This window comes from Pseudarthrobacter oxydans (genome assembly GCF_030812335.1).
GTDB lineage: Bacteria > Actinomycetota > Actinomycetes > Actinomycetales > Micrococcaceae > Arthrobacter > Arthrobacter oxydans_B.
In genome coordinates this window covers 155,735-180,596 of record NZ_JAUSSN010000009.1, presented here as the reverse complement: position 1 = coordinate 180,596, position 24,862 = coordinate 155,735, and the positions used below count along the sequence as shown (strand labels likewise).

General features: G+C 67.3%; 26 protein-coding genes. 12 read left to right on the top strand and 14 right to left on the bottom strand.

Annotated features, from left to right (window positions below; all coding sequences use genetic code 11):
- Window positions 1-20 precede the first annotated feature (20 nt).
- The gene (locus J2W14_RS15885) at window positions 21-1,484 is read left to right on the top strand and encodes a protein adenylyltransferase SelO (protein ID WP_307464264.1); all 1,464 of its coding nucleotides are present in this window, start codon (window positions 21-23) and stop codon (window positions 1,482-1,484) included.
- Window positions 1,485-1,563: 79 nt separating this feature from the next.
- Here J2W14_RS15885 and J2W14_RS15880 read toward each other — a convergent pair whose 3' ends face one another.
- Window positions 1,564-1,821 (bottom strand): metal-sensitive transcriptional regulator, encoded by a 258-nt coding sequence (locus J2W14_RS15880; RefSeq protein WP_307464263.1) that lies wholly within the window; start codon window positions 1,819-1,821, stop codon window positions 1,564-1,566.
- 132 nt (window positions 1,822-1,953) lie between these two features.
- Here J2W14_RS15880 and J2W14_RS15875 point away from each other — a divergent pair, with 132 nt between their 5' ends.
- From J2W14_RS15875 to J2W14_RS15850, 6 genes are all read left to right on the top strand, one after another.
- A complete protein-coding gene (locus tag J2W14_RS15875) occupies window positions 1,954-2,601 on the top strand; it encodes a rhodanese-like domain-containing protein (protein WP_307464261.1) in 648 nt (215 codons plus the stop codon).
- Window positions 2,598-3,506: a sulfite exporter TauE/SafE family protein gene (locus tag J2W14_RS15870; protein WP_307464259.1), complete on the top strand. Its 909-nt coding sequence runs from the start codon at window positions 2,598-2,600 to the stop codon at window positions 3,504-3,506. The genes J2W14_RS15875 and J2W14_RS15870 overlap by 4 nt, the downstream gene beginning before the upstream one ends.
- A 47-nt stretch (window positions 3,507-3,553) precedes the next feature.
- Window positions 3,554-3,850, top strand: a complete 297-nt coding sequence (locus J2W14_RS15865) for a rhodanese-like domain-containing protein (RefSeq protein WP_307464258.1) — start codon at window positions 3,554-3,556, stop codon at window positions 3,848-3,850.
- A 61-nt stretch (window positions 3,851-3,911) separates the two neighbouring features.
- Entirely contained in the window at window positions 3,912-4,274 is a 363-nt protein-coding gene (locus tag J2W14_RS15860) for a thioredoxin family protein (RefSeq protein WP_307464257.1), read from the top strand.
- A gap of 147 nt (window positions 4,275-4,421) precedes the next feature.
- Window positions 4,422-5,837 carry an MBL fold metallo-hydrolase gene (locus J2W14_RS15855; protein ID WP_307464255.1) on the top strand — a complete coding sequence of 472 codons (1,416 nt, stop codon included), beginning with the start codon at window positions 4,422-4,424 and terminating at the stop codon, window positions 5,835-5,837.
- Between the two features lie 108 nt (window positions 5,838-5,945).
- A complete protein-coding gene (locus tag J2W14_RS15850) occupies window positions 5,946-7,235 on the top strand; it encodes an MFS transporter (RefSeq protein ID WP_370871318.1) in 1,290 nt (429 codons plus the stop codon).
- Window positions 7,236-7,342: 107 nt separating this feature from the next.
- Here J2W14_RS15850 and J2W14_RS15845 read toward each other — a convergent pair whose 3' ends face one another.
- The 3 genes from J2W14_RS15845 to J2W14_RS15835 all read right to left on the bottom strand — a co-directional run bounded on the left by J2W14_RS15845 (window position 7,343) and on the right by J2W14_RS15835 (window position 10,606).
- Window positions 7,343-7,609, bottom strand: coding sequence for a hypothetical protein (locus J2W14_RS15845; RefSeq protein WP_307464253.1), 267 nt, complete (start codon window positions 7,607-7,609; stop codon window positions 7,343-7,345).
- A 97-nt stretch (window positions 7,610-7,706) separates the two neighbouring features.
- Entirely contained in the window at window positions 7,707-9,383 is a 1,677-nt protein-coding gene (locus J2W14_RS15840; RefSeq protein WP_307464251.1) for an alkaline phosphatase D family protein, read from the bottom strand.
- 119 nt (window positions 9,384-9,502) lie between these two features.
- Complete coding sequence (locus J2W14_RS15835) at window positions 9,503-10,606, bottom strand: M20/M25/M40 family metallo-hydrolase (RefSeq protein WP_307464249.1); 1,104 nt, start codon at window positions 10,604-10,606, stop codon at window positions 9,503-9,505.
- A gap of 353 nt (window positions 10,607-10,959) precedes the next feature.
- On the opposite strand from J2W14_RS15835, the gene J2W14_RS15830 reads away from it, so the two are divergent.
- The 3 genes from J2W14_RS15830 to J2W14_RS15820 all read left to right on the top strand — a co-directional run bounded on the left by J2W14_RS15830 (window position 10,960) and on the right by J2W14_RS15820 (window position 14,614).
- Entirely contained in the window at window positions 10,960-12,321 is a 1,362-nt protein-coding gene (locus tag J2W14_RS15830; RefSeq protein WP_307464247.1) for a hemolysin family protein, read from the top strand.
- Complete coding sequence (locus J2W14_RS15825) at window positions 12,314-13,354, top strand: hemolysin family protein (protein WP_307464245.1); 1,041 nt, start codon at window positions 12,314-12,316, stop codon at window positions 13,352-13,354. Before J2W14_RS15830 ends, J2W14_RS15825 begins: the two co-directional genes overlap by 8 nt.
- 72 nt (window positions 13,355-13,426) lie before the next feature.
- On the top strand, window positions 13,427-14,614 hold the full coding sequence (locus tag J2W14_RS15820) for a TerC family protein (RefSeq protein ID WP_307464242.1): 1,188 nt from the start codon (window positions 13,427-13,429) through the stop codon (window positions 14,612-14,614).
- A gap of 88 nt (window positions 14,615-14,702) precedes the next feature.
- Here the strand turns inward: J2W14_RS15820 and J2W14_RS15815 are convergent, their stop codons facing one another.
- The 4 genes from J2W14_RS15815 to J2W14_RS15800 all read right to left on the bottom strand — a co-directional run bounded on the left by J2W14_RS15815 (window position 14,703) and on the right by J2W14_RS15800 (window position 17,225).
- Window positions 14,703-15,311 carry an AAA family ATPase gene (locus tag J2W14_RS15815; protein ID WP_307464240.1) on the bottom strand — a complete coding sequence of 203 codons (609 nt, stop codon included), beginning with the start codon at window positions 15,309-15,311 and terminating at the stop codon, window positions 14,703-14,705.
- A gap of 98 nt (window positions 15,312-15,409) precedes the next feature.
- On the bottom strand, window positions 15,410-15,934 hold the full coding sequence (locus J2W14_RS15810; RefSeq protein ID WP_307464239.1) for a hypothetical protein: 525 nt from the start codon (window positions 15,932-15,934) through the stop codon (window positions 15,410-15,412).
- 182 nt (window positions 15,935-16,116) lie between these two features.
- On the bottom strand, window positions 16,117-16,593 hold the full coding sequence (locus J2W14_RS15805) for an NUDIX domain-containing protein (protein WP_307464237.1): 477 nt from the start codon (window positions 16,591-16,593) through the stop codon (window positions 16,117-16,119).
- On the bottom strand, window positions 16,590-17,225 hold the full coding sequence (locus tag J2W14_RS15800) for a hypothetical protein (protein WP_307464234.1): 636 nt from the start codon (window positions 17,223-17,225) through the stop codon (window positions 16,590-16,592). Before J2W14_RS15800 ends, J2W14_RS15805 begins: the two co-directional genes overlap by 4 nt.
- Window positions 17,226-17,331: 106 nt before the next feature.
- Here J2W14_RS15800 and J2W14_RS15795 point away from each other — a divergent pair, with 106 nt between their 5' ends.
- Complete coding sequence (locus J2W14_RS15795; RefSeq protein ID WP_307464233.1) at window positions 17,332-18,540, top strand: alanine racemase; 1,209 nt, start codon at window positions 17,332-17,334, stop codon at window positions 18,538-18,540.
- A gap of 32 nt (window positions 18,541-18,572) precedes the next feature.
- Here the strand turns inward: J2W14_RS15795 and J2W14_RS15790 are convergent, their stop codons facing one another.
- Both J2W14_RS15790 and J2W14_RS15785 read right to left on the bottom strand, forming a co-directional pair.
- Complete coding sequence (locus J2W14_RS15790; protein ID WP_307464231.1) at window positions 18,573-19,487, bottom strand: MBL fold metallo-hydrolase; 915 nt, start codon at window positions 19,485-19,487, stop codon at window positions 18,573-18,575.
- Window positions 19,484-19,930 carry a winged helix-turn-helix transcriptional regulator gene (locus J2W14_RS15785; RefSeq protein WP_307464230.1) on the bottom strand — a complete coding sequence of 149 codons (447 nt, stop codon included), beginning with the start codon at window positions 19,928-19,930 and terminating at the stop codon, window positions 19,484-19,486. Before J2W14_RS15785 ends, J2W14_RS15790 begins: the two co-directional genes overlap by 4 nt.
- A gap of 111 nt (window positions 19,931-20,041) precedes the next feature.
- Between J2W14_RS15785 and J2W14_RS15780 the strand changes: the two genes are divergently transcribed.
- Entirely contained in the window at window positions 20,042-20,524 is a 483-nt protein-coding gene (locus J2W14_RS15780; RefSeq protein ID WP_307464373.1) for an NAD(P)H-binding protein, read from the top strand.
- Here the strand turns inward: J2W14_RS15780 and J2W14_RS15775 are convergent.
- The 4 genes from J2W14_RS15775 to J2W14_RS15760 all read right to left on the bottom strand — a co-directional run bounded on the left by J2W14_RS15775 (window position 20,511) and on the right by J2W14_RS15760 (window position 24,772).
- Window positions 20,511-21,893: an MFS transporter gene (locus tag J2W14_RS15775; protein ID WP_307464228.1), complete on the bottom strand. Its 1,383-nt coding sequence runs from the start codon at window positions 21,891-21,893 to the stop codon at window positions 20,511-20,513. The genes J2W14_RS15780 and J2W14_RS15775 overlap by 14 nt on opposite strands.
- An 11-nt stretch (window positions 21,894-21,904) precedes the next feature.
- On the bottom strand, window positions 21,905-22,618 hold the full coding sequence (locus J2W14_RS15770; RefSeq protein WP_307464227.1) for a FadR/GntR family transcriptional regulator: 714 nt from the start codon (window positions 22,616-22,618) through the stop codon (window positions 21,905-21,907).
- Between the two features lie 9 nt (window positions 22,619-22,627).
- Window positions 22,628-23,755, bottom strand: coding sequence for an L-talarate/galactarate dehydratase (locus J2W14_RS15765; protein ID WP_307464226.1), 1,128 nt, complete (start codon window positions 23,753-23,755; stop codon window positions 22,628-22,630).
- Between the two features lie 96 nt (window positions 23,756-23,851).
- Complete coding sequence (locus J2W14_RS15760) at window positions 23,852-24,772, bottom strand: AEC family transporter (RefSeq protein WP_307464225.1); 921 nt, start codon at window positions 24,770-24,772, stop codon at window positions 23,852-23,854.
- Between the last annotated feature and the right edge of the window lie 90 nt (window positions 24,773-24,862).

The following is a 24,862-nucleotide window of genomic DNA, read 5'->3' as shown; positions in this document are numbered from 1 at the left end:
CCGCAGGATATTCTGTTGGTATGACTGCCGCAGCCCCCTCAACCGTCGCCTTTGACGGACGCTTCGCCCGGGAGCTCGCGGAAATGGCCATACCCTGGCAGGCAGAGGAAGCACCCGACCCGAGGCTCCTCGTGCTCAACGAGCCGCTGGCCGCCGAACTGGGCCTGGACCCCGCCTACCTCCGGGATGCCGACGGGGTACTTTTCCTGATCGGCAATCTGGTCCCGAGCGGCGCCACTCCGGTGGCCCAGGCCTACACCGGTCACCAGTTCGGCTGGTTGGCCCCCCGGCTCGGCGATGGCCGGGCGCTGCTGCTCGGTGAGATCACGGACACGGACGGCCGCCTCCGCGATGTCCATCTCAAGGGCTCCGGGCGTACGCCGTTCGCCCGCGGCGGCGACGGTTTGGCGGCGGTGGGCCCGATGCTGCGAGAGTACATCGTGAGCGAAGCGATGCACGCCATGGGCATCCCCACCACACGCTCCCTCGCCGTAGTGGCGACGGGACGCCCGGTACTCCGCGACACCTTGCTGCCGGGCGCCGTGCTCACCAGGGTCGCCTCCAGCCACCTGCGAGTAGGCAGCTTCCAGTACGCCCGGGCAACGGACGACCTGAACCTCCTGCGCCGGCTCGCCGATCATGCGATCGCCCGCCACCACCCCGGCGCCGCCGACGCCGGGCAACCCTATCTCGCGCTGTTCCAGGCGGTCGTCGCCGCCCAGGCGTCGCTGGTGGCCCGGTGGATGCTGGTGGGATTCGTTCACGGTGTCATGAACACCGACAACATGACCATCTCCGGCGAGACCATCGACTATGGGCCCTGCGCCTTCCTGGAGGCCTTCGACCCGTCCACGGTCTACAGCTCGATCGACGAGACCGGGCGCTACTCGTACCGCAACCAGCCGGTCATAGCGGAATGGAATCTCACGCGGCTCGCGGAGTCCCTGCTGCCCCTCTTCCACGAGGAGCAGGAGCAGGCGATCGCCCAGGCGCAGGAGTCCCTTGGCGCGTTCCGCCGGCAGTACAGCGCGGCCTGGTCGGCCGGCATGGCGGCCAAACTGGGGCTGCCGGAGGGGCTCGACGACGGCGTGGCCTCGCCTCTGGTGGACGAGGTGCTTAGCCTTCTCCAGGCGGGCGGGGCTGACCACACCTCGTTCTTCCGGAGCCTCAGCGCGGCCGCCCGGGGGGATGCCGGACCGGTGCGGAGCCTGCTGCCTGATCCGTCCGCGTTCGATGCCTGGTCCGCACGCTGGATCGCCCTGGGTCCCGACGCCGACGCGATGGACCGGGTCAATCCCGCCTACATCCCGCGCAACCACCTGGTGGAGGAGGCCCTAGCGGCCGCCACGGGCGGCGATCTTGAGCCGCTCGGACGCCTCCTGGACGCAGTGACCGGGCCGTTCGACGAGCGCCCCGGACTGGAGCGGTACGCCGCTGCCGCGCCCGAGGACTTCGGCGCCTACCGGACCTTCTGCGGAACCTGAGCCGCTTTTCGACGGGCAGTCCGCGCTAGCCGGCGTCTCCGGCGAGTGACTGGAAGATCAGCCCGCGATAGCCGCAGCCTCAGGCCAGGGACAGGAAGAGCTTTTCCAGGTCCTTCGTACTCATGCTTGAGTCCTTCCGCACCGCGCACTGCTCCAGTCCGCTGGCAATGATGGCGAATCCCGCCCGGTCCAGCGCTTTCGAGACGGCCGCCAACTGAGTGACGGTGTCCTTGCAGTCGCGCCCTTCCTCCAGCATCCGGATGACGGCCCCCAGCTGCCCCTGAGCGCGCTTGAGCCGGTTGATGACGGGGGCGACTTCGGCTGAATCAAGGTCCATGGGTGTCTCCGAAACTAGGGAAGGCTTTGCTTCAGAATATACCCCCATGGGTATTTTTGACTACCCCCAGGGGTATCTGCAATACTCGGTGGGGTATTCAGTTTTTCGTTAGTCCGTCTCGAAAGGACACCCATGACGCCCCCTTCCACTTCCTCCGCCCAGGCCTCTTCCGCGGCACCGGCAGTCACCTCGCTGGCACCGGAAACGCTGCGCAGCTGGTTCCAGGAACACCAGGACCTCATCGTGATCGATGTCCGCTCGGCCGCAGAATTCGAAAACATGCACATCCGAGGCTCTTACAACGTCCCGCTGCCGCTGCTTTCCGAGCACACTGACGAATTGGCAGCCCGTTTGGGCAGCCGCGTCGTGCTTGTCTGCCAGTCGGGAGCGCGGGCCGAGCAGGCACGGCAGCGACTTGGTGGCGCGGGCATCGGCACCGCCTATGTCCTGACAGGTGGCGCCCCCGGCTTCGCTGAGTCAGGCGGCGACGTCGTCCGCGGCAAGGCGCGCTGGGACCTCGAACGCCAGGTCCGGCTTGCGGCCGGTTCCCTCGTGGTTCTGGGCCTTGCCGGCGGCAAGTTCGTCTCGCCCAAGATCCGGCTCCTCGCCGGAGCCATCGGCGCCGGACTGACCTTCTCGGCGGCCACGAACACCTGCGCCATGGGCCAGGCGATCTCTGCCATGCCCTGGAACAAAGCCGCCCAGGAGCCGACCCGCGAGTCCGCCATCCTGCAGTTTCCCGTCGTGGGTTCCCTGACCCCGGAGTCCAAGGCCTCATGACCACCACGCTGATCCTCGTTCTTGCCCTGTCGGTGCTCATTGGGCTGTCGCTCGGTGTACTCGGCGGCGGCGGATCCATCCTGACCGTGCCGATCCTGGTCTACGTGGCCGGATTCGAGGCCAAGGAAGCCATTGCCGCCTCCCTGTTCGTGGTCGGCGTAACCTCGGCTGTCAGCGTCTTCAGCCACGCCCGCGCCAGACGTGTCATGTGGCGCACGGGCCTGCTGTTCGGCGCCGCCGGCATGGTCGGTGCCTTCGTGGGCGGTCTTCTGGGCGGGCATATCCCCGGCCAGATCCTCCTCATCGCATTTGCCCTCATGATGGTTGCCACCTCGATCGCCATGATCCGCGGACGCAGGAAGAAGGCTGATGCGGGCACCGATGTGCCCAAGCACACCGAACTGCCGCTGTTCCGTGTCCTGCTCGACGGCCTCGTCGTCGGTCTGGTCACCGGCCTGGTCGGCGCCGGCGGCGGATTCCTGGTGGTGCCGGCCCTGGCGCTGCTCGGCGGCCTGCCGATGGCAATCGCCGTCGGAACGTCGCTCGTCGTGATCGCGATGAAGTCCTTTGCCGGCCTGGCCGGCTACCTCACCACCGTTGAGCTGGACTGGGGAATCACGCTGGCCGTGACGGCAGCCGCCATCGTGGGCACCCTGATCGGGTCCAAGCTCGCCGGGCGCATTCCGGAAGTGGCCCTGCGCAAGGGCTTCGGATGGTTCGTGCTGGTGATGGGCGCGTTCGTCCTCATCCAGCAGGCCCCTGTTGATCTGCGCGGACCGATCGCCCTGGGTGCCGCCGGAGCAGCGGTCGTTGCGGCCGCAGTCTGCTGGTTCCTTGTCAGCGCCTGCCCGCTGCGCAGGTCCACCAGCACCACCCGCCAGGACGCCCAACCCACGCCGGTCTGAGTCGACCGGCCAACCAATCAGCCACTCCCGAAACGAAAGGTATCACCATGGCAGAAATCAGCATCACCGAAGCAGACCAGCGCCGGAACCAGGCACAGGTCCTGGACGTCCGCGAGGACGGCGAAGTCGCCGAGGGAATGATCCCCGGCGCAATCCACATCCCCACGGGCGAATTGCAGGCGCGCCTCTCCGAGCTTGACGCCAAGGTCCCCGTGATCGCCATCTGCCGCAGTGGCAACCGCAGCGCCCGTGTGGCGGATGCGCTCAACGCCGCCGGCTTCACAGCAGACACCATGGACGGCGGCATGATCGCGTGGACCCGCGCGGGCCTGCCGACCGCCTGATCCGCCCCTGAACTGCAGTTCCCTCTCACGCCCCACGACCTAAGAGGAATGGAAGTTAGTTATGGCAACCATCGACATCACCGAAAAGACCCTCCCCGACACGCTGGAAACCAACGACATCGTCTTTGTCGACTTCTGGGCCGGCTGGTGCGGCCCCTGCCGCAGGTTCGCCCCCACCTATGAAGCGGCCTCAACCAAGCACCCGGACGTCGTCTTCGCCAAGGTGGACACCGAGGCCGAACAGGCCCTGGCGGCCGCGGCGGGAATCACCTCGATCCCCACGCTGATGGCATTCCGCGACAAGACCCTGGTCTTCTCGCAGCCGGGCGCGCTCAACGCCGCCGGCCTCGACCAGGTCATCGAGGGCGTCAAGAAGCTGGACATGGCCAGCGTGCGGGCCCAGGCAGCACAGCCACAGGGCTGACCGGTTGCGGGCCTGACCGGGCGCCGCCCGGGAGGTTCTGGGCCCGGACCGCCGGCGCCCGCCCGCCTTGCAAGATACCCCGGGGGGTATTATTGTTGTTAGTAGTCGACGGGGGACACCACCCCATTTCTTTACGAAGGAGAGCACATGCTTCTGGAACGCATTTATGATGAGGACCTTGCCCAGGCCAGCTACCTGATCGGCTGCCAGGCCAAGGGTGAAGCCGTGGTGGTGGACGGCCGGCGTGATATCGCGGTGTACCAGGCGCTGGCGGCGAAGAACGGCATGAAGATCGTTGCGGTCACCGAGACCCACATCCACGCCGATTACCTCTCCGGGACCCGGGAACTCGCCGCGGCGACGGGGGCGAAGATTTACCTCTCGGGCGAGGGCGGGCCGGACTGGCAGTACGGGTTCGAGGGTGAGCGGCTCTTCGACGGCGACACGATCACGCTGGGCAACATCAGCATCCAGGCCCTCCACACCCCGGGGCACACCCCGGAACACCTGTCCTTCCTGGTCACCGACGGCGCGTTCAGCGATAAAGCCGGGTACCTGCTCTCGGGTGACTTTGTTTTCTCCGGGGACCTGGGCCGTCCGGACCTGCTGGACGAGGCCGCCGGCGGGATCGACACCCGCTTCGCCGGTGCGAAGCAACTCTTCGCGAGCCTGCGGGATAAGTTCCTGACCCTCCCGGACTACGTCCAGGTCCACCCGGCCCACGGTGCCGGCAGCGCCTGCGGCAAGGCCCTGGGCGCGATCCCGTCCTCCACGGTCGGCTACGAACGGCTCTACGCCTGGTGGGGCCCGTACCTGGCCGCCAACGACGAGCAGGGCTTCGTCGATGAACTCCTCGACGGCCAGCCCGACGCGCACGCCTACTTCGGGCGGATGAAGCGGGAGAACCGTGAGGGCCCGGCCGTCATGGGGGAACGTGCCCCGCTGCAGGAACTGGACCTCGACGCCGTCGCCCGGGGGCTGGCCGCCAACACGCTGACGTTCATTGACACCCGCCCCAACGACCAGGTCCACCGGGGCACCGTGACCGGGTCCCTGAACGTCCCGGCCGGCAAGTCCGTCGCCAGCTTCGGCGCCTGGGTCGTGAACCCGGAGACCGATCCGAACCCGCTCGTGCTCCTCGCCGAAGACCGGGACGCCGCGCAGGACATGTGGGACCACCTGGTCCGGGTCGGGATCGACCACGTCGCCGGGTACGTCACCGGCATCACCGGCCTGCCCACCAGCATCCCGAAGCTGATCTCGCCGGAGGAGCTCGAGGGCTTCGAGGCCGGCATGATCCTGGACGTGCGCAACCGCACCGAGCACACCGCCGGGCACATCCCGGGCTCCCACCAGCTCAGCGGCGGCCGCGTGATGTGGCACCTGGAGGAACTCCCGGCCCAGGGCACCATCGTGTCCTACTGCCAAAGCGGTGTGCGGAACTCCGTCGCGGCCAGCGCGCTGCGCCGCGCCGGCTACGACGTCGTCGAACTCGACGGCAGCTACAACGCCTGGACCGGATACCAGCAGGCACAGGCACGCGAAACCGTCCCCGCCAGCTGACCCGCACCACCGGCGCCTAACCGACCGGCACCTAAACCGACCGGCACCCCCGGCGGCGGCCCTGACACCAGGGCCGCCGCCGAACCGCGTCCCACCACAGGGAGCACCATGAACTCCGGCACCACCCACCCGCAGCAGCATCGGCGCCGCCGCCCCGGCCCAACGCTGGGCCTGCGGCAGAACCTGGCGCAGTTCATGCTCCTCGTCGCCGTCAACGCGCTCGTCGGCGGCACCCTGGGCCAGGAACGCACGGTGCTTCCGCTGCTGGCCGGGCAGGTCTTCCACCTGGACCTCTACACGTCCGCGCTGACCTACATCCTCGCCTTCGGCCTCGCCAAGGCCGCCACCAACTACTTCGCCGGCACCCTCTCAGACCGCTACGGCCGCAAACCCGTCCTGGTCGCCGGCTGGGTCATCGCCCTGCCCGTCCCGCTGATGCTGATCTTCGGACCCTCCTGGGGCTGGATCGTGGCGGCCAACGTGATCCTGGGCATCAGCCAGGGCCTCACCTGGTCCACCACCGTCATGATGAAAATGGACCTCGTTGGCCCGGCACGCCGCGGCTTCGCGATGGGCCTGAACGAAGCGGCCGGCTACCTCGGCGTCGCCGGCACCGCCCTGGCCACCGGCTACATCGCCGCCACTTACGGCCTGCGGCCCGGACCGTTCCTGCTCGGCGCCGCCTACATCGCCCTGGGCCTTGGCCTCTCGGTCTTCGCCGTGAAGGAAACCCGGGGCCACGCGAAGCTTGAAGCGGCAAACCATACCTCCGCCCACGCCAATGCCCACGGACAGCTGAGCAACCGGGAAATTTTCACCCTCACCAGCTTCCGGGACAAATCCCTGTCCTCGGTCAGTCAGGCCGGCATGGTCAACAACCTCAACGACGGCCTTGCCTGGGGTCTCTTCCCCGTCCTGTTCGCCGCCGCCGGACTGACCATCGAAAAGATCGGCATCCTGGCCGCCGTCTATCCCGCCGTCTGGGGTGCCGCGCAGCTCGTCACCGGGGCACTGTCGGACAAATACGGCCGGAAGTGGCTGATCGTGGGCGGTATGCTCCTCCAGGCCGCCGCCCTGGCGATGATCGCCGTCGGCCAGGACTTCGGGATCTGGCTGGCCGCCGCCGTCCTTCTCGGCCTCGGCACGGCCATGGTGTACCCCACCCTGCTCGCCGCCATCGGCGACGTCGCGCACCCGGAATGGCGGGCCCGCTCCGTGGGCATCTACCGGCTCTGGCGCGACGGCGGCTTCGCTGTCGGCGCGCTGCTCTCCGGCATCATCGCCGACGCCTACGGCATTCCGGCCGCCGTCGGCGTCGTCGCGGGACTCGCGGCCCTGTCAGGTCTCGTTGTGGCCGTCCGGATGCGCGGCACCGACCACCACCCAGCCCGCGCCTGAGCCGGCGCCGAACCTCCCAAATGGCCGGCGGCTAACAGTCGACGGGCCGCCCGGGTTCAGTCCGGCACCTGCAGTCCGGCACCGTCACCACCGCAGTCCATCAGGGCCTAAGGCTCCAGGGACACCGTGATGTCGAGATAGATGCCGTTGGTGACCAGGCGGTCCGCCAGGAACTTGGCGAGGCTCGCCTCGGTCGCCGTGTGCTCGCTCTTCGCGATCGCGCCCCGCAGGCACGCCATCGTCGCCGTGGACTTGACGGTGGACAGGGGTGCACGGTGGTCGGATGCCAGCCGCTCAATATCCGTTTGGAAGGCGCGCTGGTGGCCTTCCCGTGCGGTGGCGAGCAGCGTGAAGGGTACAAAAGCAGTCGGCACGAAGAGTCCTTTTCTGGCGGCGGCCCCGTGGCCGTCCAATGAGAACAAGTCTTCGAAGGGTCCGGCTATTCCGCGAACTGGTGTACTGAGTCGGAGCTCACCCGGCGGGCTTCCCGGCCTGGCGGGGAGCCACCGTGACGGAGGAGACGAGTTTCAGCCGGGGATGCAGCTGGTCACCGCCGTCCACGACGCCTGTCTGCCACCACAGTTTCAGCCCCTCCGGGGCCACCTCCAGGCAGGCCAGGTTGTTGTTGAACCAAGGCCCCTTGACGCCGGACCAGCGAAACGGCGGGTCCGGGACCTTTGCCGAGCGAGCCACCAGGGCGCCCACCGGCGTGGCCAGCCCATAGGACATAACGGCCGCGAAGGACCTCATCAGCCGGGGCAGCGGGTTGCGGATGGGGGAGCAGACGGCCTGCACGATCCGGCTGCCCGAGGACCGCTCCACCTCCGAAACGTAGGAATAGTGGACGTCACCGGAGAGAAAAGTGATGGTCTCCGGGGCCGGGCCCCGTGTGCCGTCGGCGACCTCGGTCACCATGGCCGCCACCTCCTGGAAGCTGTTCTGGAAGGCGCCCCAGTGTTCCAGGTCCACCGCCTGGCGCAGCTTTTCGCCGGCACGGGCGGCAGGTTTCCCCCACGCACCCTGGGATATGGCCTCATTCCAGGATTCGACGTAGTGCAGGCCCATCGGCAGCAGGAAAGGCAGCGACGTCGCCACCAGCAGGTGGCGGAAACCGCCGCGCATCCGTCCGTCGAGCCAGGCCATTTCCGCTTTGTCCACCAGTGCGCGGTCGTCCGGCGTCAGGTCCCGGGCGGCTCGGGAGTCCACCACAACCAGCCGCGTGTCCCCGAAGTCCCGGTAGTAGCTCCACCGGTACGATCCCGGGTCCTGATCGGCCCGGTCCGCGAAACTGTCCAGCTCCGCGCTCACGTCGATCTCATCCTCGCCCCTGTGTCCGGCGATCCGCTGCCAGACGGCGTCCCCGGCCCGCTCCTGCGGTGACAGGTTCCCCAGGTGCTGATAGACCCAGTACGAGGCCAGCCCCGCGACGATCCGCCCATGCCACCAGGAGGTGGCCTCCATCTCCTTTTTCCAGCTGAGGGAGGTGTTCCAGTCGTCGCGGATGTCGTGGTCATCGAAAATCATGGCGCTGGGCAGCGTGGACAGCAGCCACCTGTTCGCGGGGTCTGACCAGGCCAGATTGTAGAGGTGGGCGTATTCCTCAAAGTCCTTGAGCTCCTCGCCGGGCGGTTCATCGATGTCCCGCCGGGCGCGGATGAACTCCTGCATCTGGTCGCTGGTCAGGTCGGCGTACACCTGGTCGCCGAGGAAAGCCACGAGATCCGGCCACGGCTGGTCACCGCCGGAAGCCATCTCAAGCGCGTAGGCGCGCAGTGAGTCGACGCCGTGGGTCCGGTTGCCGGATTCATCGTGCGGCACACTGGTCCGGCACGAGCCGAAGGCCATCCGCAGCGGCTTGCCGGTCTGCAGCGTCGCGATCATGGACGGGGGAAACTCCGATGCGGGATCGGGCCAGACCTGGCTTCCGTTGATGTCGAGGGCGTACGGCGTTACTGTGCCAGGCTCCAGGCCGTCCAGTTCCACGAGGGCGTAATGGTGGCCGTGCACCGCGAAGGTGGCGGTTGCCCACTCCCTGCCGCCCGCGCGAAGGGTGACCCGGGCAGCGGTCCGGGTCTCCACCCAGATGCTCGCCGAGGTCTCATCCACGTACCGCATCATCGGGCCGAGCACCAAGGGTGAGGTAGTCATGACTCAGTTCTACCTGCTCGGCACCGGTGCGGCCATGCTTTGGCGGCAAGTGATCCGGCGGGCGGCTGCTTTTCGTGATCGTGCAGGACCGGCCGCACCCGTTCCCGGGTATCCGGAAATCACCCCCGCGGGGCCATGGCGTAGGTGGCGGTGGCGTAGGCCAGGGCCGCGGACATCTCCTTGAGCAGGTCCGCGTTGATGTTGCTGATGGTGTCGCAGGCCTTGTGGTAGCAGGGATCGAGTTTCTTGCCGGCCACGCCGCCGTAGGCCTGCACCTGGGCTTTGGTCTTTGACTTCACCTCGCCGGTGAACAGCCCGCCGCCAGGAATGCCTGCGCTGAGGAACGGTTCGTAATCGGAGTCGCCCTCGACAAAGGGCGTTGTTTCCGCCGGCAGCGAGTTGCTTTCGAAGAACCGGAAAAAGACCTCCTCGATCTCCTGGGAGCCCTTCGGCCCGGCCTCCCCGAAATCCGATCCGTCGCCGTCGTGAAAGGACCTCACGCCGTTCGGCGAGGCTGCCATGTCCACATTCAGATACAGCGCCGTACGGCGGACTTCGGCCGCGCTCAGCTCGTCAACGTAGTGCCGCGAACCATCGAGGTCATCCTCCTCGGCGCCCCAGAACGCAAACCGGACCCGGTTCGCCGGGCTGAACCCGCTGTCCTTCATCCACCGGGCGATCTCCAGCATCGCCGCGACCCCGCTGGCATTGTCGTTAATTCCCGGGCCCTCCTCCACGGAATCCAGATGCGCGCCCACCACAATGGTGTTCTCGGCGCTCCCCTCCGTGTCGGCAAGAATGTTAAAGGTTTCCACCCGCTCGTCATCGGGCCGGTGGGTAAACGTCTGCCGGACCGGGGTGTACCCGGCCGTGCGCAGCTGGTCCTCCACGTACCGCGCCGAGTCCTCATAACCGGAGGTCCCCGAGGCGCGGTTGCCGTCATTATCATCAGCGACACGTTGCAGCGCCTGCAGGTGCTCCACCAGGCCCCTGCCTTTGAACTCCTCCAGGACCGTTCGCGCGTCGACCGCACTCGCGGGGCCCAGACGTGGAGCAGCCGAGCCGGGGCCGGCGGATGTCGCGCCGCTGCCGGGGCCGCTGGTCACCTCTTCGGGCAGGAAGTCCGGCCGGGCGCCGGCCGCGGATTCCGAGGTGCAGGCCGTTGCCGACAGCAGCAGAACGGCCAGGACGGAAGGAAGTACGTGCTTGCGCAGAGTCAACATGCTTGGAAACCCTTCATTAGACGGTTTCAGCTCGGGTGGTCGGGACGCTCGCCACTGACCTTCGGCAGGCCGCGGTCATCTTTGAACCTCGGATTCCACTATCAGTTGCAACCATTCTTGTGGATTCCGCTGTATCTTCAATAGCGCCTGCCTGTGAAAATGCTGTGCGAATCACTGGCCGCCGCCGCCCGGGAAGGACGGCCGGACAAGGGTTCGCCTGCAGCGGATAGCTCCGCGGCGACACCGCCGGGCGGATAGACTGGCTTGCACCATGGATGACCCTCCCTCACATATGCCCTCGCCCCTCAACTTCCTGACCGGATTGCCGGCCACCGCAGGAGAGGGGCGCCCGAATGTATGAATGGATCATGATTGGCGTCGGCCTCGTCCTGACAGTCGGCACGGGAATGTTCGTTGCCTCCGAATTCGCCCTGGTCAACCTGGACCGCAACGACCTTGAATCCCGCCAGGCACGCGGTGAAAAACGGCTGACGCCGACTATCAAGGCCCTGAAGATCACGTCGACGCACCTCTCCGGCGCGCAACTCGGCATCACGTTGACCACCCTGCTGACCGGGTACACCTTCGAGCCGGCCATCAGCAAACTGCTGAGCGGACCGTTGAGCGGCGCCGGTGTGCCCGAGGCTGTTGTTCCTGGCCTGGGGGCCGTCATCGGCATCTTCCTGGCCACGATTTTCTCCATGGTGATCGGCGAACTCGTCCCCAAAAACTTCGCCCTGGCGCTGCCGCTGGCCACGGCAAAGGTGGTGGTTCCGTTCCAAACGCTGTTCACCACGGTCTTTAAGCCCGTCATTGTCCTCTTCAACAACACGGCCAATTCCATCATCAGGTCGTTCGGCATTGAACCCAAAGAAGAGCTCTCCGGCGCACGCAGTGCCGAGGAATTGAGCTCCCTGGTCCGCCGCTCCGCGCTGGAAGGTGTCCTCGACCTGGACCACGCCGCCCTGCTGCACCGGACATTGCGGTTCTCCGACCACAGCGCCGCCGACGTGATGACCCCGCGGGTGCGGATGGCGACGATCGGATCCGACGACACGGCCGAGCAGATCGTCAGCCTGGCGACCGCCACCGGCTATTCGCGCTTCCCGGTGATCGGCAGGGACCGGGACGACGTCATCGGTGTGCTGCACGTCAAACAGGCCTTCGCGGTGGCCCTGGACGACCGATCGGGAGTTTCGGCATCGGACGTGATGATCGAGCCGCTGCGGGTGCCCGAGTCCATGGGCGTCGACACCCTCCTGGGTCTCCTGCGCCGGCAGGGCCTGCAGGTGGCGATCGTCTCGGACGAGCACGGCGGCACCGCCGGCATCGTCACGCTCGAGGACCTGGTGGAGGAAATCGTCGGGGAACTCGAAGACGAGCACGACCGTGCCCGCACCGGCGTCGTGCGCACGGGCCGGTCGCTGACCTTCGATGCGTCCCTCCGGCCGGATGAACTCCTGGACCGGACCGGCATCGCCGTCCCGGACGGCGAGGAGTACGACACGATGGCCGGGTTCGTTACTGACCGGCTGGACCGGATCCCTGAACTCGGTGACGAGGTGGCCATCCACGGCGGGACGCTCCGGGTGGAACGCGTGGTGGGGACGCACGTCGAGCGGCTGCGGTTTACCCCGGACGAATCCATGGAACCCCCGCAGAGCGCCCATGACCGGATCATTGACAATCTCACGCGGGAGCTGACCCATGAGTGAATATCTGCCAGGCATCATCTGGCTCGTCGTCCTGCTGGTTGTCAACGCCTTCTTTGTCGGTGCTGAATTCGCCGTCATCTCCGCCCGGCGTTCGCAGATCGAGCCGAAGGCAGAGGCCGGAAGCAAGGCCGCCAAGACCACCCTCTGGGCGATGGAGCACGCCACGCTGATGCTGGCGACCAGCCAGCTGGGCATCACGGTGTGTTCCCTGGTCATCCTGAACGTCTCGGAGCCGGCGATCCACCACCTGCTGGAGATTCCCCTGGGCCTGACCTCCCTCTCGGCCGAGACGATCGGAATTGTCGCGTTCGTCGTCGCCCTGCTGCTGGTGACCTTCCTGCACGTGGTGTTCGGCGAGATGGTCCCGAAGAACATCTCCTTCTCCGTTCCGACGCGGGCGGCGCTGCTCCTGGCCCCGCCGCTGGTGCTTGTGGCCCGTGTCTTCAAACCGGTGATCTGGACCCTGAACGGCATCGCCAACTCGATCCTGCGGCTCTTCAAGGTCGAGCCGAAGGACGAGGCCACCAGCGCCTACACCCTGGACGAGGTTGCGAACATCGTGGAGCAGTCCACCCGGGACGGGGTGCTGACGGACACCAGCGGGACCCTGACCGCGGCCTTCGAGTTCACCGCCAAGACGGTCGCCGACGTGGAAGTGCCGATCGAGTCGATGGTGCTGCTGCCCTCGACGGCCACCCCGGCTGACATCCAGCGGGCCGTCGCGGCGCACGGCTACTCCCGTTACATCCTCACGGACGACGACGGCGCCCCCACCGGCTACCTGCACCTCAAGGACGTTATGGACCTCACGACGCCGGCCGCGTTCAGCCAGGCGGTACCCGCCAAGCGGATACGGAAGCTGGCCTCGGCCTTCAGCGGCAGCGAACTTGAGGACGCCCTGGCCGTGATGCGCCGCACGGGAGCCCACGTGGCCAGGGTATTTGACGCCCATGGCACCACAACGGGCGTGCTGTTCCTCGAGGACATCATTGAGGAACTGGTCGGCGAGGTGCAAGATGCCACCAGCGCTTAAAAATCCCAGACCACCTGAAGTACCGGACCGAACCGGCCGCAGAGGCCGGATCCTTCACGGAAGTTGAGCAACATGACCGTTTCTCCCCTTATCTGGGCCGTCACCATTGCCGTGATCCTGGCCTTGCTGGCTTTCGACTACTTCTTTCACATCCGCAAGGCCCACGTGCCCACGCTCAAGGAGGCCGCCGTGTGGTCGGCGCTCTACGTGGGCCTGGCTGTCGTCTTCGGTGTCCTGGTGTGGATCTTCGGCGGAACCGAGATGGGGTCGGAGTACTTCGCCGGCTACATCACCGAGAAGGCACTCTCGGTGGACAACCTCTTTGTCTTCCTGATCATCATCGCGAGTTTCCGGGTCCCCCGCGAAGACCAGCAGAAGGTGCTGCTTTTCGGCATCATCTTCTCGCTGATCGCCCGCACCGGGTTCATCCTGCTGGGCGCCGCGCTGATCAATTCCTTCGCGTGGGTGTTCTACATCTTCGGACTGATTCTGCTGATCACCGCCGGGAACCTGCTCCGGCCGGACGCCCACGGCGAGGACCAGGCCGACAATTTTATGATCCGCATCGCCAGGAGGTTTTTCCACACGACGGAACACTACGACGGGGACAAGCTCTTCACCATCCAGGATGGCAAGAGGGCGCTGACGCCGATGCTGCTGGTCATGGTGGCCATCGGGGGAACCGACATTCTGTTTGCCCTGGACTCAATCCCGGCGATCTTCGGGCTGACCCAGAACGTCTTCATCGTCTTCACCGCCACGGCGTTTTCCCTGATGGGCCTGCGCCAGCTGTACTTCCTGATCGACGGGCTCCTGGACCGCCTCATCTACCTCGCGTACGGCCTGGCGGTCATCCTTGCCTTCATCGGGGTAAAGCTGGTGCTCCACGCCCTGCATGAGAACAACCTGCCGTTCATCAACGGCGGCCAGCCGGTTCCCGTCATCGAGATCACCACGGCCACGTCCCTGACCGTCATCGTTGGGGTGCTGGTCCTGACCGTGGTGGCGTCGCTGCTGAGCAAGGCCGGCAAGGCACAGACCTCCATCAACAATGCGCGCCGGCACGCCGTCAATTACCTTGACCTGGAATACACCGCGGACGCGGCTGAACGTGAGCGTATTTACCGGATGCTGACCGATGAAGAGTCCCAGATTCTGGCCATGGATCCGAAGTACCGGAACAAGGCCAAGGACATTGACAAGATCCGGGCGCTGGTCGCGGAAGCGCACCGGCAGCACGAGGAGTACCTCGCACGTTAGGTGCCGGGGCCGGCAGGGTCCCCGGTCCGGATCCCTGGCCCATGCGAGGTCAGGCGGGCCCGGTCGGGTGTCTTCGGCCCGTGCGAAATCAGGCGGGGCCGGCGGGGGAGTGCTCCCCGGCCGGGCCTCCGCAGGCCTGGGTGATGGCGGCCTGCAGCCGGCCCAGCACCTCGGCAGGCTGCCCGTCGGCGGGGATGCTGGTGAACCCCGGGAACTCCGGTAGTGAGCGGTAGGCCTCGCTTAACGACTCAAGGTCTTCGAGCCGCTCAGAGTCGGTGCCCCGCGCGAGGATCCGTGCATGCGCCTCGCGGGGGTCGATGTCGAGGTAGACGAGCAGATCGGGCCGGGGGAGCGCGCGGATCAGGAACGGCAGCACGCGCCCCCGGGGCAGTCCATGCATCCGGCGCAGCGCGAGCTGGCAATGCAGGTCCCGATCCATGACCACCAGGCCGTGAAACCGCCTGGCGCGGCGGTGTGAATTTACGACGTTAAACGTCCGGACTGCCGTTTCAATAACGTCCGCCAGCCGCAGGGGCAGGTGAACCCCGAGCCTGGCACTAATGAGGGACATCTGCCGGCGACCGGCATAGTTGCCGAGAAACAGGGCGCCGTTCCCCGCCTTGCGGGCGGCATCGACCAGGCCGCGTGCCGCCGTCGTTTTTCCTGAACCGTCTATTCCGGTGAGCACGATCAGCAAGCAGTCTCCTTTGATGGGGTCGGTGTTGGGCCGCTACCCACCCAACGAATGGAAGCGCGGGCTTGATCCCCGGACTGGGTCCGTCCGCGGTGCCGCGGTCAGAGATTGTGCGCCAGCAGTTCGAGCCCGATGACCACCAGGCTCAACACTACTTCGGCGAACATGATCAGGGCTTTGTGGCGGAACGGCAGCTCGAGCCGCCGGATCGCGAGGTAGCCGACGACGAGGAGTGTCACCACGAGGACGACGGTTGCCCACTGCAGCGCCACGGCAGTCGACCAGAGGCCGAGGCCGGCCGCCGTGAGGAGCAGCAGCGGAGTCACCAGGACGCTCAGGGCCTCGGTGCTGACGGCGATCATGTGGTGCAGTTCCTGGCCGCTGGGGAGCTGTGCGTGGACTGTGAGATGGCTCAGCAGATCGGCGACGAAGATCCCCAGCAGGGAACCGATGACCACGATGCTGAGGGTTACGGCCGCGGCAGCGGGCGTCGTCTCGTCTGCGTGGCTCCGCAGGGCCAGCACCACAGCCAGGCTGGTGAAGCTGATGTAGACGCGCTCCTTGAGGCTCGCCGCGCGGTGGACGGCAGACAGCTCACGCTGCGCGGTCGGTTCGATTGCACTCATCGGCGGAGTCCTCTCTGTGAGTGGATCGGGATCGTCAGCCATAGCTGAACTTCGACAGATAGAGCGGCATCGTCTTTCCCTTTCGTTCGCTTCCGGGAGTGCGGATTACCCAAGGATGGCAGTCCGCTGCCGGGCCAGCAATGGCCGGCGGCCGTCAGGGAGGTGGTCGGGGGACACACGGATCAGGTGCCGCGGCTCTCCAGATGTTGGACCAGCGCGTCAAGGATCGGCAGTTGGCCGCTGACCAGCTTGGTGCGGGCTTCCTCCACCCCGGTCCACGTGGCGTCGTCGACCTCGGGGTAGTTGCGGACCGTGCCGGATCCCTTCGGCCATTCCAGGGCAAAGGTGTTGCTCACGATCCGTTCGGGAGCGAAGCGGGACTCGGCCGTGAAGACCGTGATGACCTTTCCCGAGGGCTGCCGGAAGGCGCCGAGTTCGTGGTAGTCGGCGGATGGTGCAGGAGTCCCCATTTCTTCGGCGAACTCGCGTTCCGCGGCGGCCAGCGGGTCCTCGTCGGGGAGGTATTCGCCCTTGGGAATGGACCAGGCCCGGGCATCCTTGCGCGCCCAGAACGGTCCGCCCATGTGGGCTATCCACACCTCAACGTCGCCGCCGCGGACGCGGCGGTACAGCAGAATGCCTGCGCTCCGGACCGTCATTGACCGGCTCCTGTCCGGCGCGGCCCGGGGTCCTGGTCCGGTCCTGCTCCGGCGCCGCCGGCCGGGAGGAACTGGCGGTTCCGGATCCGTGAGGGACCGAACTCGATGGCCAACGGGTTGATCGGCCACGGCCCGCGGCCCCTCGACTTGGGGCGGCCGACGGCGATGTGAGGCGTCCACCGGGGGTACCTGAAACCGAGAGCGCGTGAGCCGAGGATAAAGTCATCGACGTTGTCCACCAGCAGCTCGTCCAACAGTTCGTGCAGCGCCGTCACGAGGGAGAGCTGGTAGTCCCGCACCTGCTGGGGCACCTCCACTTCCAGCCCGCTCACGCGCCCGCCGCCCAGCAGGACCAGCCGCTCGGACGTCCCGGAGAAGCCTCCCAGCACGGGCAGCCCCTCCAACCAGGAGACCGCCGTGGCGGCGGCGTCCTCGGCGGTTGTGATGCCTTTGGTCCACTCCGCGATGTCCCGGGCGAAGTCCGCGAGGACGCCGATGTGCAGCAGGGTCAGGTGCAGACCCTGCTGCCGGCGCAGGGCGTCGACCTGGCTGCCCAGTCCCTCGTAGTCGGAGGGTCCGGAGCCGATGGTGAGTACAGGGACTTCCACCGTGATGCGCGGCGGCGTTTGCATTCGGTCCCCTTCCGTCCGCAGTGGCTGCTGGCTCTCGCTGTCATTATCCTCCCGGGCGGCAAACCCGGCAGGTCGAATGTGGCAGGCGTCGTGGCACAATGGCCCCGTGAGCAGCCCGATCCAGCGCCAGAGCGGACCCGATGACAATGCCGCGGCGGCGATGCCGACCGCCCCGGCGTATCCGCAATTGCGGCTCAACATCGCTGCCCTCGAAAACAACATCCGGGTGATGGCCGCCTGGTGCGGGCAGCGGGGCGTGGAGCTCGCCCCCCACGTCAAGACAACGATGTCCGCGCCGATCATCGCCCGTCAGCTGGCTGCCGGCGCTGTCGGCGTCACCGTCGCCACCGCGGACCAGGCCGCCTCGGCGCTGGGCTGGGGACACCGGCACGTTCTGGTGGCCAACGAGGTCGTCGACCGGCACGGCCTGTTGCGTTTCCGGTCCTGGCTGGAGGCAGATTCCGGGCGGGAACTGCGGTGCTTCGTGGATTCTGCCGCCGGTGTCGAGGCGGCGGCCCGGGTGTTCGCCGGGTCCGCGGTCAGCCTTGAGGTGCTGATCGACGTCGGGACACCGGCCGGCCGCACGGGTACCCGGAGCCTCGACGAGGCACTTCGCCTGGCGGGGCTGGTCCACGGGACACCCGGCCTCCGGCTTGTCGGTGTTGCCGGCTACGAAGGCGTCGTGCCCAACAGCCGGTCGGAGTCCACGATCGACGCCGTCGACCGGCACTGCAGGCTGGTGCGGGAGGTGTATCTGGGCGCCGCGCAGTACTTCGAGACCGCCGCCCCCATCTACTCCATGGGCGGGTCAGCCTTCCCGGACCGCGTCGTGGAGTACCTGCCGGATGACAGCCTGGTGCCCGGTACCCGGAGGATCCTCCGGTCCGGCTGCTACGTCACCCACGATCACGGCACGTACGCCGGCGTCAGCCCGGTGCCGGGCCTGATTCCCGCGGTTTCGGTCCGGGCCGTGGTCCTGTCCACGCCCGAGGCGGGGATGGCCGTCGTCGGGGCCGGCAAACGGGACCTTCCCTACGACGCCGGGCTGCCGGTTTTCCTGTCGGCCCACACCGCGGACGGCGCCCCCAGGGACGGGGCAGCCGCCATGGTGCGGAACCTGTTCGACCACCACGCGGTCCTCACCGGGGTGCGCGGACTGGATGTCACCGATGTGGTCGACTTCGGGATATCCCACCCCTGCTCCGCCTTTGACCGCTGGCCCGAATACGTCGTTACCGACGGCGACGGACATGCCACCGGGGTGTGGGGCACGGACTTCCACCGGTCCTCCCTGGCCGCGGGCCGGCTGCCGTGATCTGCCGCCGCTGCCAATGACCCTGGACGGCGCTACCGGCCCGGCGCGCGGAGCAGGCCGGAAGCCCGGAACAGCAGGAGCCGGATGGACTGGGACGCGGACTCCAGCCGGCAGGGCCCGTTCCAGATGATGAAGTTCGCGTGGCGGTGCGCCCCGGGGCGGCCGGCGATCCGGGCGGCCGCGTCCCGGATCGCGTGCAGGTCCCCGACCGTCAGGGGTAGCGGGGATTCATCGGGGTGCCAGGTTGAGCCGAGCGGAAAGTCCCGGAACGGCCGGGCCGACATTTCGATGTGGGCGCCAAGAACCACGCTGACCGGATGTGCCGCGCTGAAGTCGCAGAGGGCGCGCAGCGAATCCTGGAAGGCCGGAAAATCCTGCACATAGAGCCGGCCGGGATAGACCGTGTCGCCGGTGAGCAGCATGCCCGTGGCCTCGTCATAAATGGCGACGGCGGAGGGATGGTGACCGGGCGTCGGTATCACGTCAAGCACCCGGCCGCCGAGGTCAACGCGGGACCTGCCGCGGGGCCAGTCGGGGATCCCGAAGAACGCGGCAACATCCGCGGCGGAATGTCCCACGACGCGGGTGCGGGACCGGTCTGCGAACTGGCCGTCCCCCGCGACGTGGTCCCCGTGGGCGTGCGAGTGGGCGACGATGAGTTCGTAACCGTCCCTGGGGTGTGCGCGCAGCCAGCCGTCGATGAGGGTGTCCACTGTCGCCCGAAGGGGAAATGAGGTGGCGTCCGCCGTCGCGCCCGTATCAAGAAGGAAGGCACGGTCCCCACCGAACAGCAGGTAGAGGAAGGGTGCCTCGAAATTCGTCGTGATGCTCTGCCGGAGCAGGACGGTGTCGGGCGCGGCCGGGTGCACCTGGATCGGCGGGGCCGCGCCGCGCCGGCCGGACCTCGTCCCCGCGTACCAGCGCAGGTCAAGATCGAGGTCCGTCACGGCGCTGCTTGTCCGTCCGCGGCGTTCGTGGCGACAGTGGTGTCCACGGCTTCCCCGGAGCCGGCGGCGCCGGGGGAGTTGACGATTTCGTCGGCGTGCTCCTCAACCCGGGTCACCAGCGGAAGCAGCACGGCAACAAGCTCCTGGCCGCGGTCGCTGAGGCGGTAGTCGACCCTGGGCGGGATGACCGGCTGGGCCTCGCGATGGAGGAAGCCGTCCCCTTCCAGTGTTTTGAGGGTTTGGGCGAGCATCTTCTCGCTGATGCCTTCGGCCCGGCGTCGAAGTTCGCTCCAGCGCTGCGCGCCGTTCCACAGCGCGACCAGGATCAGCACGCCCCATTTGCTGGAGACGTGATCGAGGACCGTGCGGCTGGGGCAACCGGCGGGGAAGATCCCATCTGCGCCCTGCAGGGGAGACAGTACGCCCTCTGTACTTACTTTCATAGCAGTACCTTACTTCAAAGTGCGTACTCTCTTTCGGGAAGTATCGCCGTCGCGGCGCAGTTGGTATGGATGTCAGTCATCCCCGTGAAAGGACCATCATGACCATCGTTTATCACCGGCGCCACCGGACAGCTCGGGCGCCTTGTTGTTGAAGCCCTCCTCGAAAGCGGCGTGCCCGCGGGGCAGCTTGTGGCCGCCGGACGGGATCTGGCCAAGGTCGCAGACCTCGCCGGCCGTGGCGTCCAGGTCCGGCAGATCGATTACCAGGACCCGGCCTCCCTGCGGCGGGCCTTTGCCGGTGCCGGCAAGGTGCTGCTGATCTCCGACAGTGAGGTCGGCCAGCGCCTTGAGCAGCATCGGAATGCCATCGAGGCCGCCGGGAAGCCGGTGACCTACCGGGACCTGCCCGTGAAGGAATACGCCGAGCTGCTGGTGGGGGCCGGACTGCCCGCCGGCTACGCGGCCATCCTTGCGGACAGCGACCGGGGCATCGCGCACGGTGAACTGCTCGTCACCAGCGGTGACCTCAGCAGGCTCATCGGCCGGCTTACAACATCCCTGCGCGAGGCAGTGCGGGCGGCTACGGTGCAGTGACGGCTTGCCGGGAAATCCGCCCGGCCGCGTCCCGGACCCCGTCCCCGTTGCGGACCCCGGCCCCCTCCCGGGGTCCGCTGTGGTTCCGTCGCTCTTTGAGGAAATAGACCAGGACGGCGGCGGCCGTGGAGGCGGCGGCGAGAGCGAAGAGCCCCGGAGTCACGCTTCCCGTCTGTTCCTTGATGATCCCGAACCCGAAAGGCGCCACGAAACCGCCCAGGTTCCCCAGCGAGTTGATGATCGCGATCGCAGGAGCGAGAACCAGCGGATGGAGGCCCGACTGGGGGATGGTCCAGAACAGGGGGGAAGCGCTCTTGAAGCCCATCGCGGCGACGCACAGGAACACCAGCGCCAGGACCGGGGACGCGACGGCGGCTGCGAGCGTCCCGGCAGCGGCAACCAGCAGCGCAACCACCAGCAGCGGGCGCTTGGACCTCGCCTTGTCCTGCCACCGGGCCGCGAAATACATGGCAACGATTGCGCACACCCACGGAATGGAGGACAGGAATCCGACACTGAGATCCGTGGTTCCCGGGATCCGCCTGATGATGCTGGGGAGCCAGAAGGTGTTGGCGTAGACGGAGAGCTGGATGGCGAAATAGATGCCGCACAGCAGCAGGATCTGCGGATCCAGGAGCATCTTCCAGCGGCTGGCACGTCCTTCCCCGGCGCCGGCGTGCCGGGCGTCCTCTTCCGCGATGGCAGCGCCCAGGGCGGACTTTTCACCGCGGCTCAGCCACTTGGCGTCCTGGACCGTGGGGTCCAGCACGAAATACACGGCGATCCCGACCGCCACGGAGAGCAGGCCCTCGAAGCCGAACAGCCACTGCCAGCCGCGCAGGCCCAGAATGTCGTGCAGGCTGAGCAGCATTCCGGCGACGGGCCCTGAGATGGCGGCGGCGACTGAGGATCCGGCGATGAAGATCGCCGTGGCCTTGCCGCGCTGGCCTGCCGGCACCCATCGGGCGAAGTAGAAGATGACCGCTGGGAAGAATCCGGCCTCGGCGGCGCCCAGCAGGAACCGCAGGACGAAGAACCAGGTCTCGTTCTGCACGAACGCCATCAGGAAGGAGACGAGGCCCCAGCTGACCATGATCCGGGAGAGCCAGATCTTCGCCCCGAACTTCTCCATCATGACGTTGCTGGGCAGTTCAAAGATGGCGTAGGCGATGAAAAACAGTCCGGCGCCAAGACCGTAGGCCGCAGCACCGATGCCTACGTCGGCTTCCAGCTGTGCCTGGGCGTAGCCGATGTTGGACCGGTTGAGCTGGTTGCACACGAGCATGACCAGCATGATCGGCAGCACCCGCCGGAAGAACTTCTTCGTGGCGGTGGCCAGGTCGGTGACAGCGGTGTCTGCAGACGGCATCCGGACAGTTCCTAGCTGCCGGCCGGGCGCCCGGCAGCGGGCGTGCGGAGCCGGCGTCGGGAGTTTGCCAGGTGGCTGCGCATGGCGGCCGACGACGACGCTCCGTCGCCCTCGGCGATGGCGGCATAGATGGACTCGTGTTCCAGCACCACTTGCTCGAAATGCTCCCGCACGTGGTGCTCCCCGCCGGTCATGAGGCGGGTCCGGGGCATGGCGATCATGGTCTGTCCCAGCGCCGCCAGGCAGTCGGAATAGAACGGGTTGCCGGTGGCGGCTGCGATGGCGCGGTGGAACTCGTAGTCCGATTTCATGGCGTGCGCCGGGTGGGTCCCGCTGGCGGTGAACTCCTCCAGCGCCGTCCGGACCGCCTGCAGCTGCCGTTCAGAGCGGTTCCGGGCTGCCAGGGCGGCAGCCTCGGACTCGACGCCGATGCGGAACTCGAGCAGCCTGGCGCGGTCTTCCAGGCTGACCACCGGCCGGGTTGCGGGCACCGGTTGTGCGTCTGCCGGGGGAGGGGTCAGCGCAAAGCTGCCCCGCCCCCGTTCGGTTTCGACGAGCCCTTCGGCTTGCAGGCGGGTGAGCGCGGAGCGGACCACTGTCCGGCTGACGCCGAATTCGCTGATCAGGGTGTTTTCGCTGGGAAGCTTCTCGCCCGGCTGGATGACGCCGTCGACAATGCGCATGCGAAGATCGGCGGCGAGGTCCGCGGTCAGGTTCCGGCTCATGGTTCTAGGTTACTTGCCGAATTCCACCGATTCGGTCGTCCAGGCCCGCGCCTGGTCGCTGAGTGTGATGCCCAGTCCGGGACGGTCCGGAACCAGCATGCGGCCGTTCTTGGTTTCGAGGCGTTCGTTGAAGAGCGGATCCAGCCAGTCGAAGTGCTCCACCCACGGTTCGCGCGGGTAGGCCGCGGCGAGGTGGAGGTGGATTTCCATGGCGAAGTGCGGGGCCAGGCCCAGTCCGCGTTCGTCCGCCAGGGCAGCGAGGCGGAGGAACTGGGTGATGCCGCCGACGCGCGGTGCGTCGGGCTGGATGATGTCGCAGCCGTTGGCCTTGATCAGGCCCTGGTGTTCGGCGACGGACGCCAGCATTTCGCCGGTGGCGATGGGAGTGTCCAGGATTTGGGCAAGGTGTGCGTGGCCTTCGAAGTCGTAGGCGTCGAGGGGCTCCTCGATCCAGACGAGGTTGAATTCCTCGAGCTGGCGGCCCATCCGCAGGGCGGTGGCGCGGTCCCACTGCTGGTTGGCGTCGACCATCAGCGGCACGTCCCAGCCGATGTGTTCGCGGACCCCGGCCACGCGGCGGAGGTCCTCGGCCGTGTCCGGCAGGCCCACCTTGATCTTGATGCCGCCGATGCCCTCGTCCAGGAGGGCCGTGGCGCGGGCCTTGACCTCGTCGAGCGTGGCGTTCAGGAATCCGCCGGAGGTGTTGTAGGTCTGCACGGAGTCGCGGTAGGAGCCGAGGAACTTGGCCAGCGGCAGTCCGGCGCGCTTGGCCTTGAGGTCGTAGAGCGCGATGTCAATGGCGGCGAGTGCCTGCGTGGCGACGCCGGAGCGGCCGACGGACGCGCCCGCCCACAGGAGCTTGGTGTAGAGCTTGCCGATGTCGTTCGGGTCCTCCCCGATGATGCCTTCGGCGACCTCCTTGGCATGGGCGTACTGGGCCGGGCCTCCGGCGCGTTTGGAGTAGCTGAAGCCGATTCCGCTGTGGCCCTGCTCGGTGGTGATTTCGGCGAAGAGGAAGACAACTTCGGTCATCGGCTTCTGGCGCCCGGTGAAGACTTTCGCGTCGCTGATCGGGACGGCGAGCGGCAGCCGCGCGGTGGAAAGTCTTACGTGGCGGATCAGGTCTACGCTGGTCATGGATTCTCCCTGGAGGTATTGCCGGGCTGCACCGCCCCGCACCAACTTAGGATACAAGTTATCAACTTGTATAACAAGTACTTTCGGGAAAGGAACCTAGCCGAGCAGCCAGGCGGCGACGAGCAGCGCGCCGGCGCTGAGGATGGTGGTGCAGAGGATCACGTCGCGGGCCATGGTCATGCCCCGCCCGTAGGGGGAAGCGAAGAGGAACACGTTCTGGGCCGTGGGCAGGGCCGCCATGATGACGATTGCCAGCAGGTGCTGGCCCTCCAGGCCAAAGACGAAGCGGCCCAGCGCCCACACGATGAGCGGCATCCCGGCAATCTTGAGGGCGGTGGCGACCAGTGTCTCGGTGCGGCCGTCCCCCTTTTGCAGGGGCGCCTTGCCGGCCAGGGAAAGTCCAAAGGCGAGCAGGACCATGGGGACGGCCCCGCCGGCGAGCATGTCGATGGGTTTCTGGAGCAGCTCAGGTGCGTTCCAGCCGGTCAGGGCGGCGGCGGCGCCCAGCCCTGACGCGATGATCATCGGATTCGCGAACGGCTGGAGCAGAAGTTTCTTCCAGGAGATCCTGGAGCCTCCGGCGAGTCCCAGGACGGTGAGGTAGAACGGGGCCATGACCAGGATCTGCACCAAGAGCACGGGTGCCACATGCTGTGCGGTTCCGACGGCGTAGAGCGACACGGGGATGCCGATGTTGTTGGCGTTGGCATAGCTGCTGGCCATGGCGCCGACGGCGGTTTCGGCGACGGGCCGCCGGAAGAACAGGAAGCTGAGCAGGCAGTAGAGCACCCCCACGGCCGCCGCGGACAGCAGCGCCAGCGGGGCGTCCGTGCCCAGCGCGGCGCGGATGTCACTTCCGGCGACGACGGTGAATAGCAGCGCGGGGTTGGTGACGTAGAAGGCGGTGCGGGTGAGGGCGCCCTGGACCTCGGGGCCCAGGATGCGCAGCCGGGCGGCGCAATAGCCGACGGCGATGACTGCGGACACAATCAGGATTCCGGAGACAACGCCGCCCAAAATGTGCCCTTCGAAGGTAGCTGCGGGCCGGAATCCGGCCGGACGTGGGATGCCGCACGGCCGGCTCCGGTTGCGAGGGGAGACGGCCGT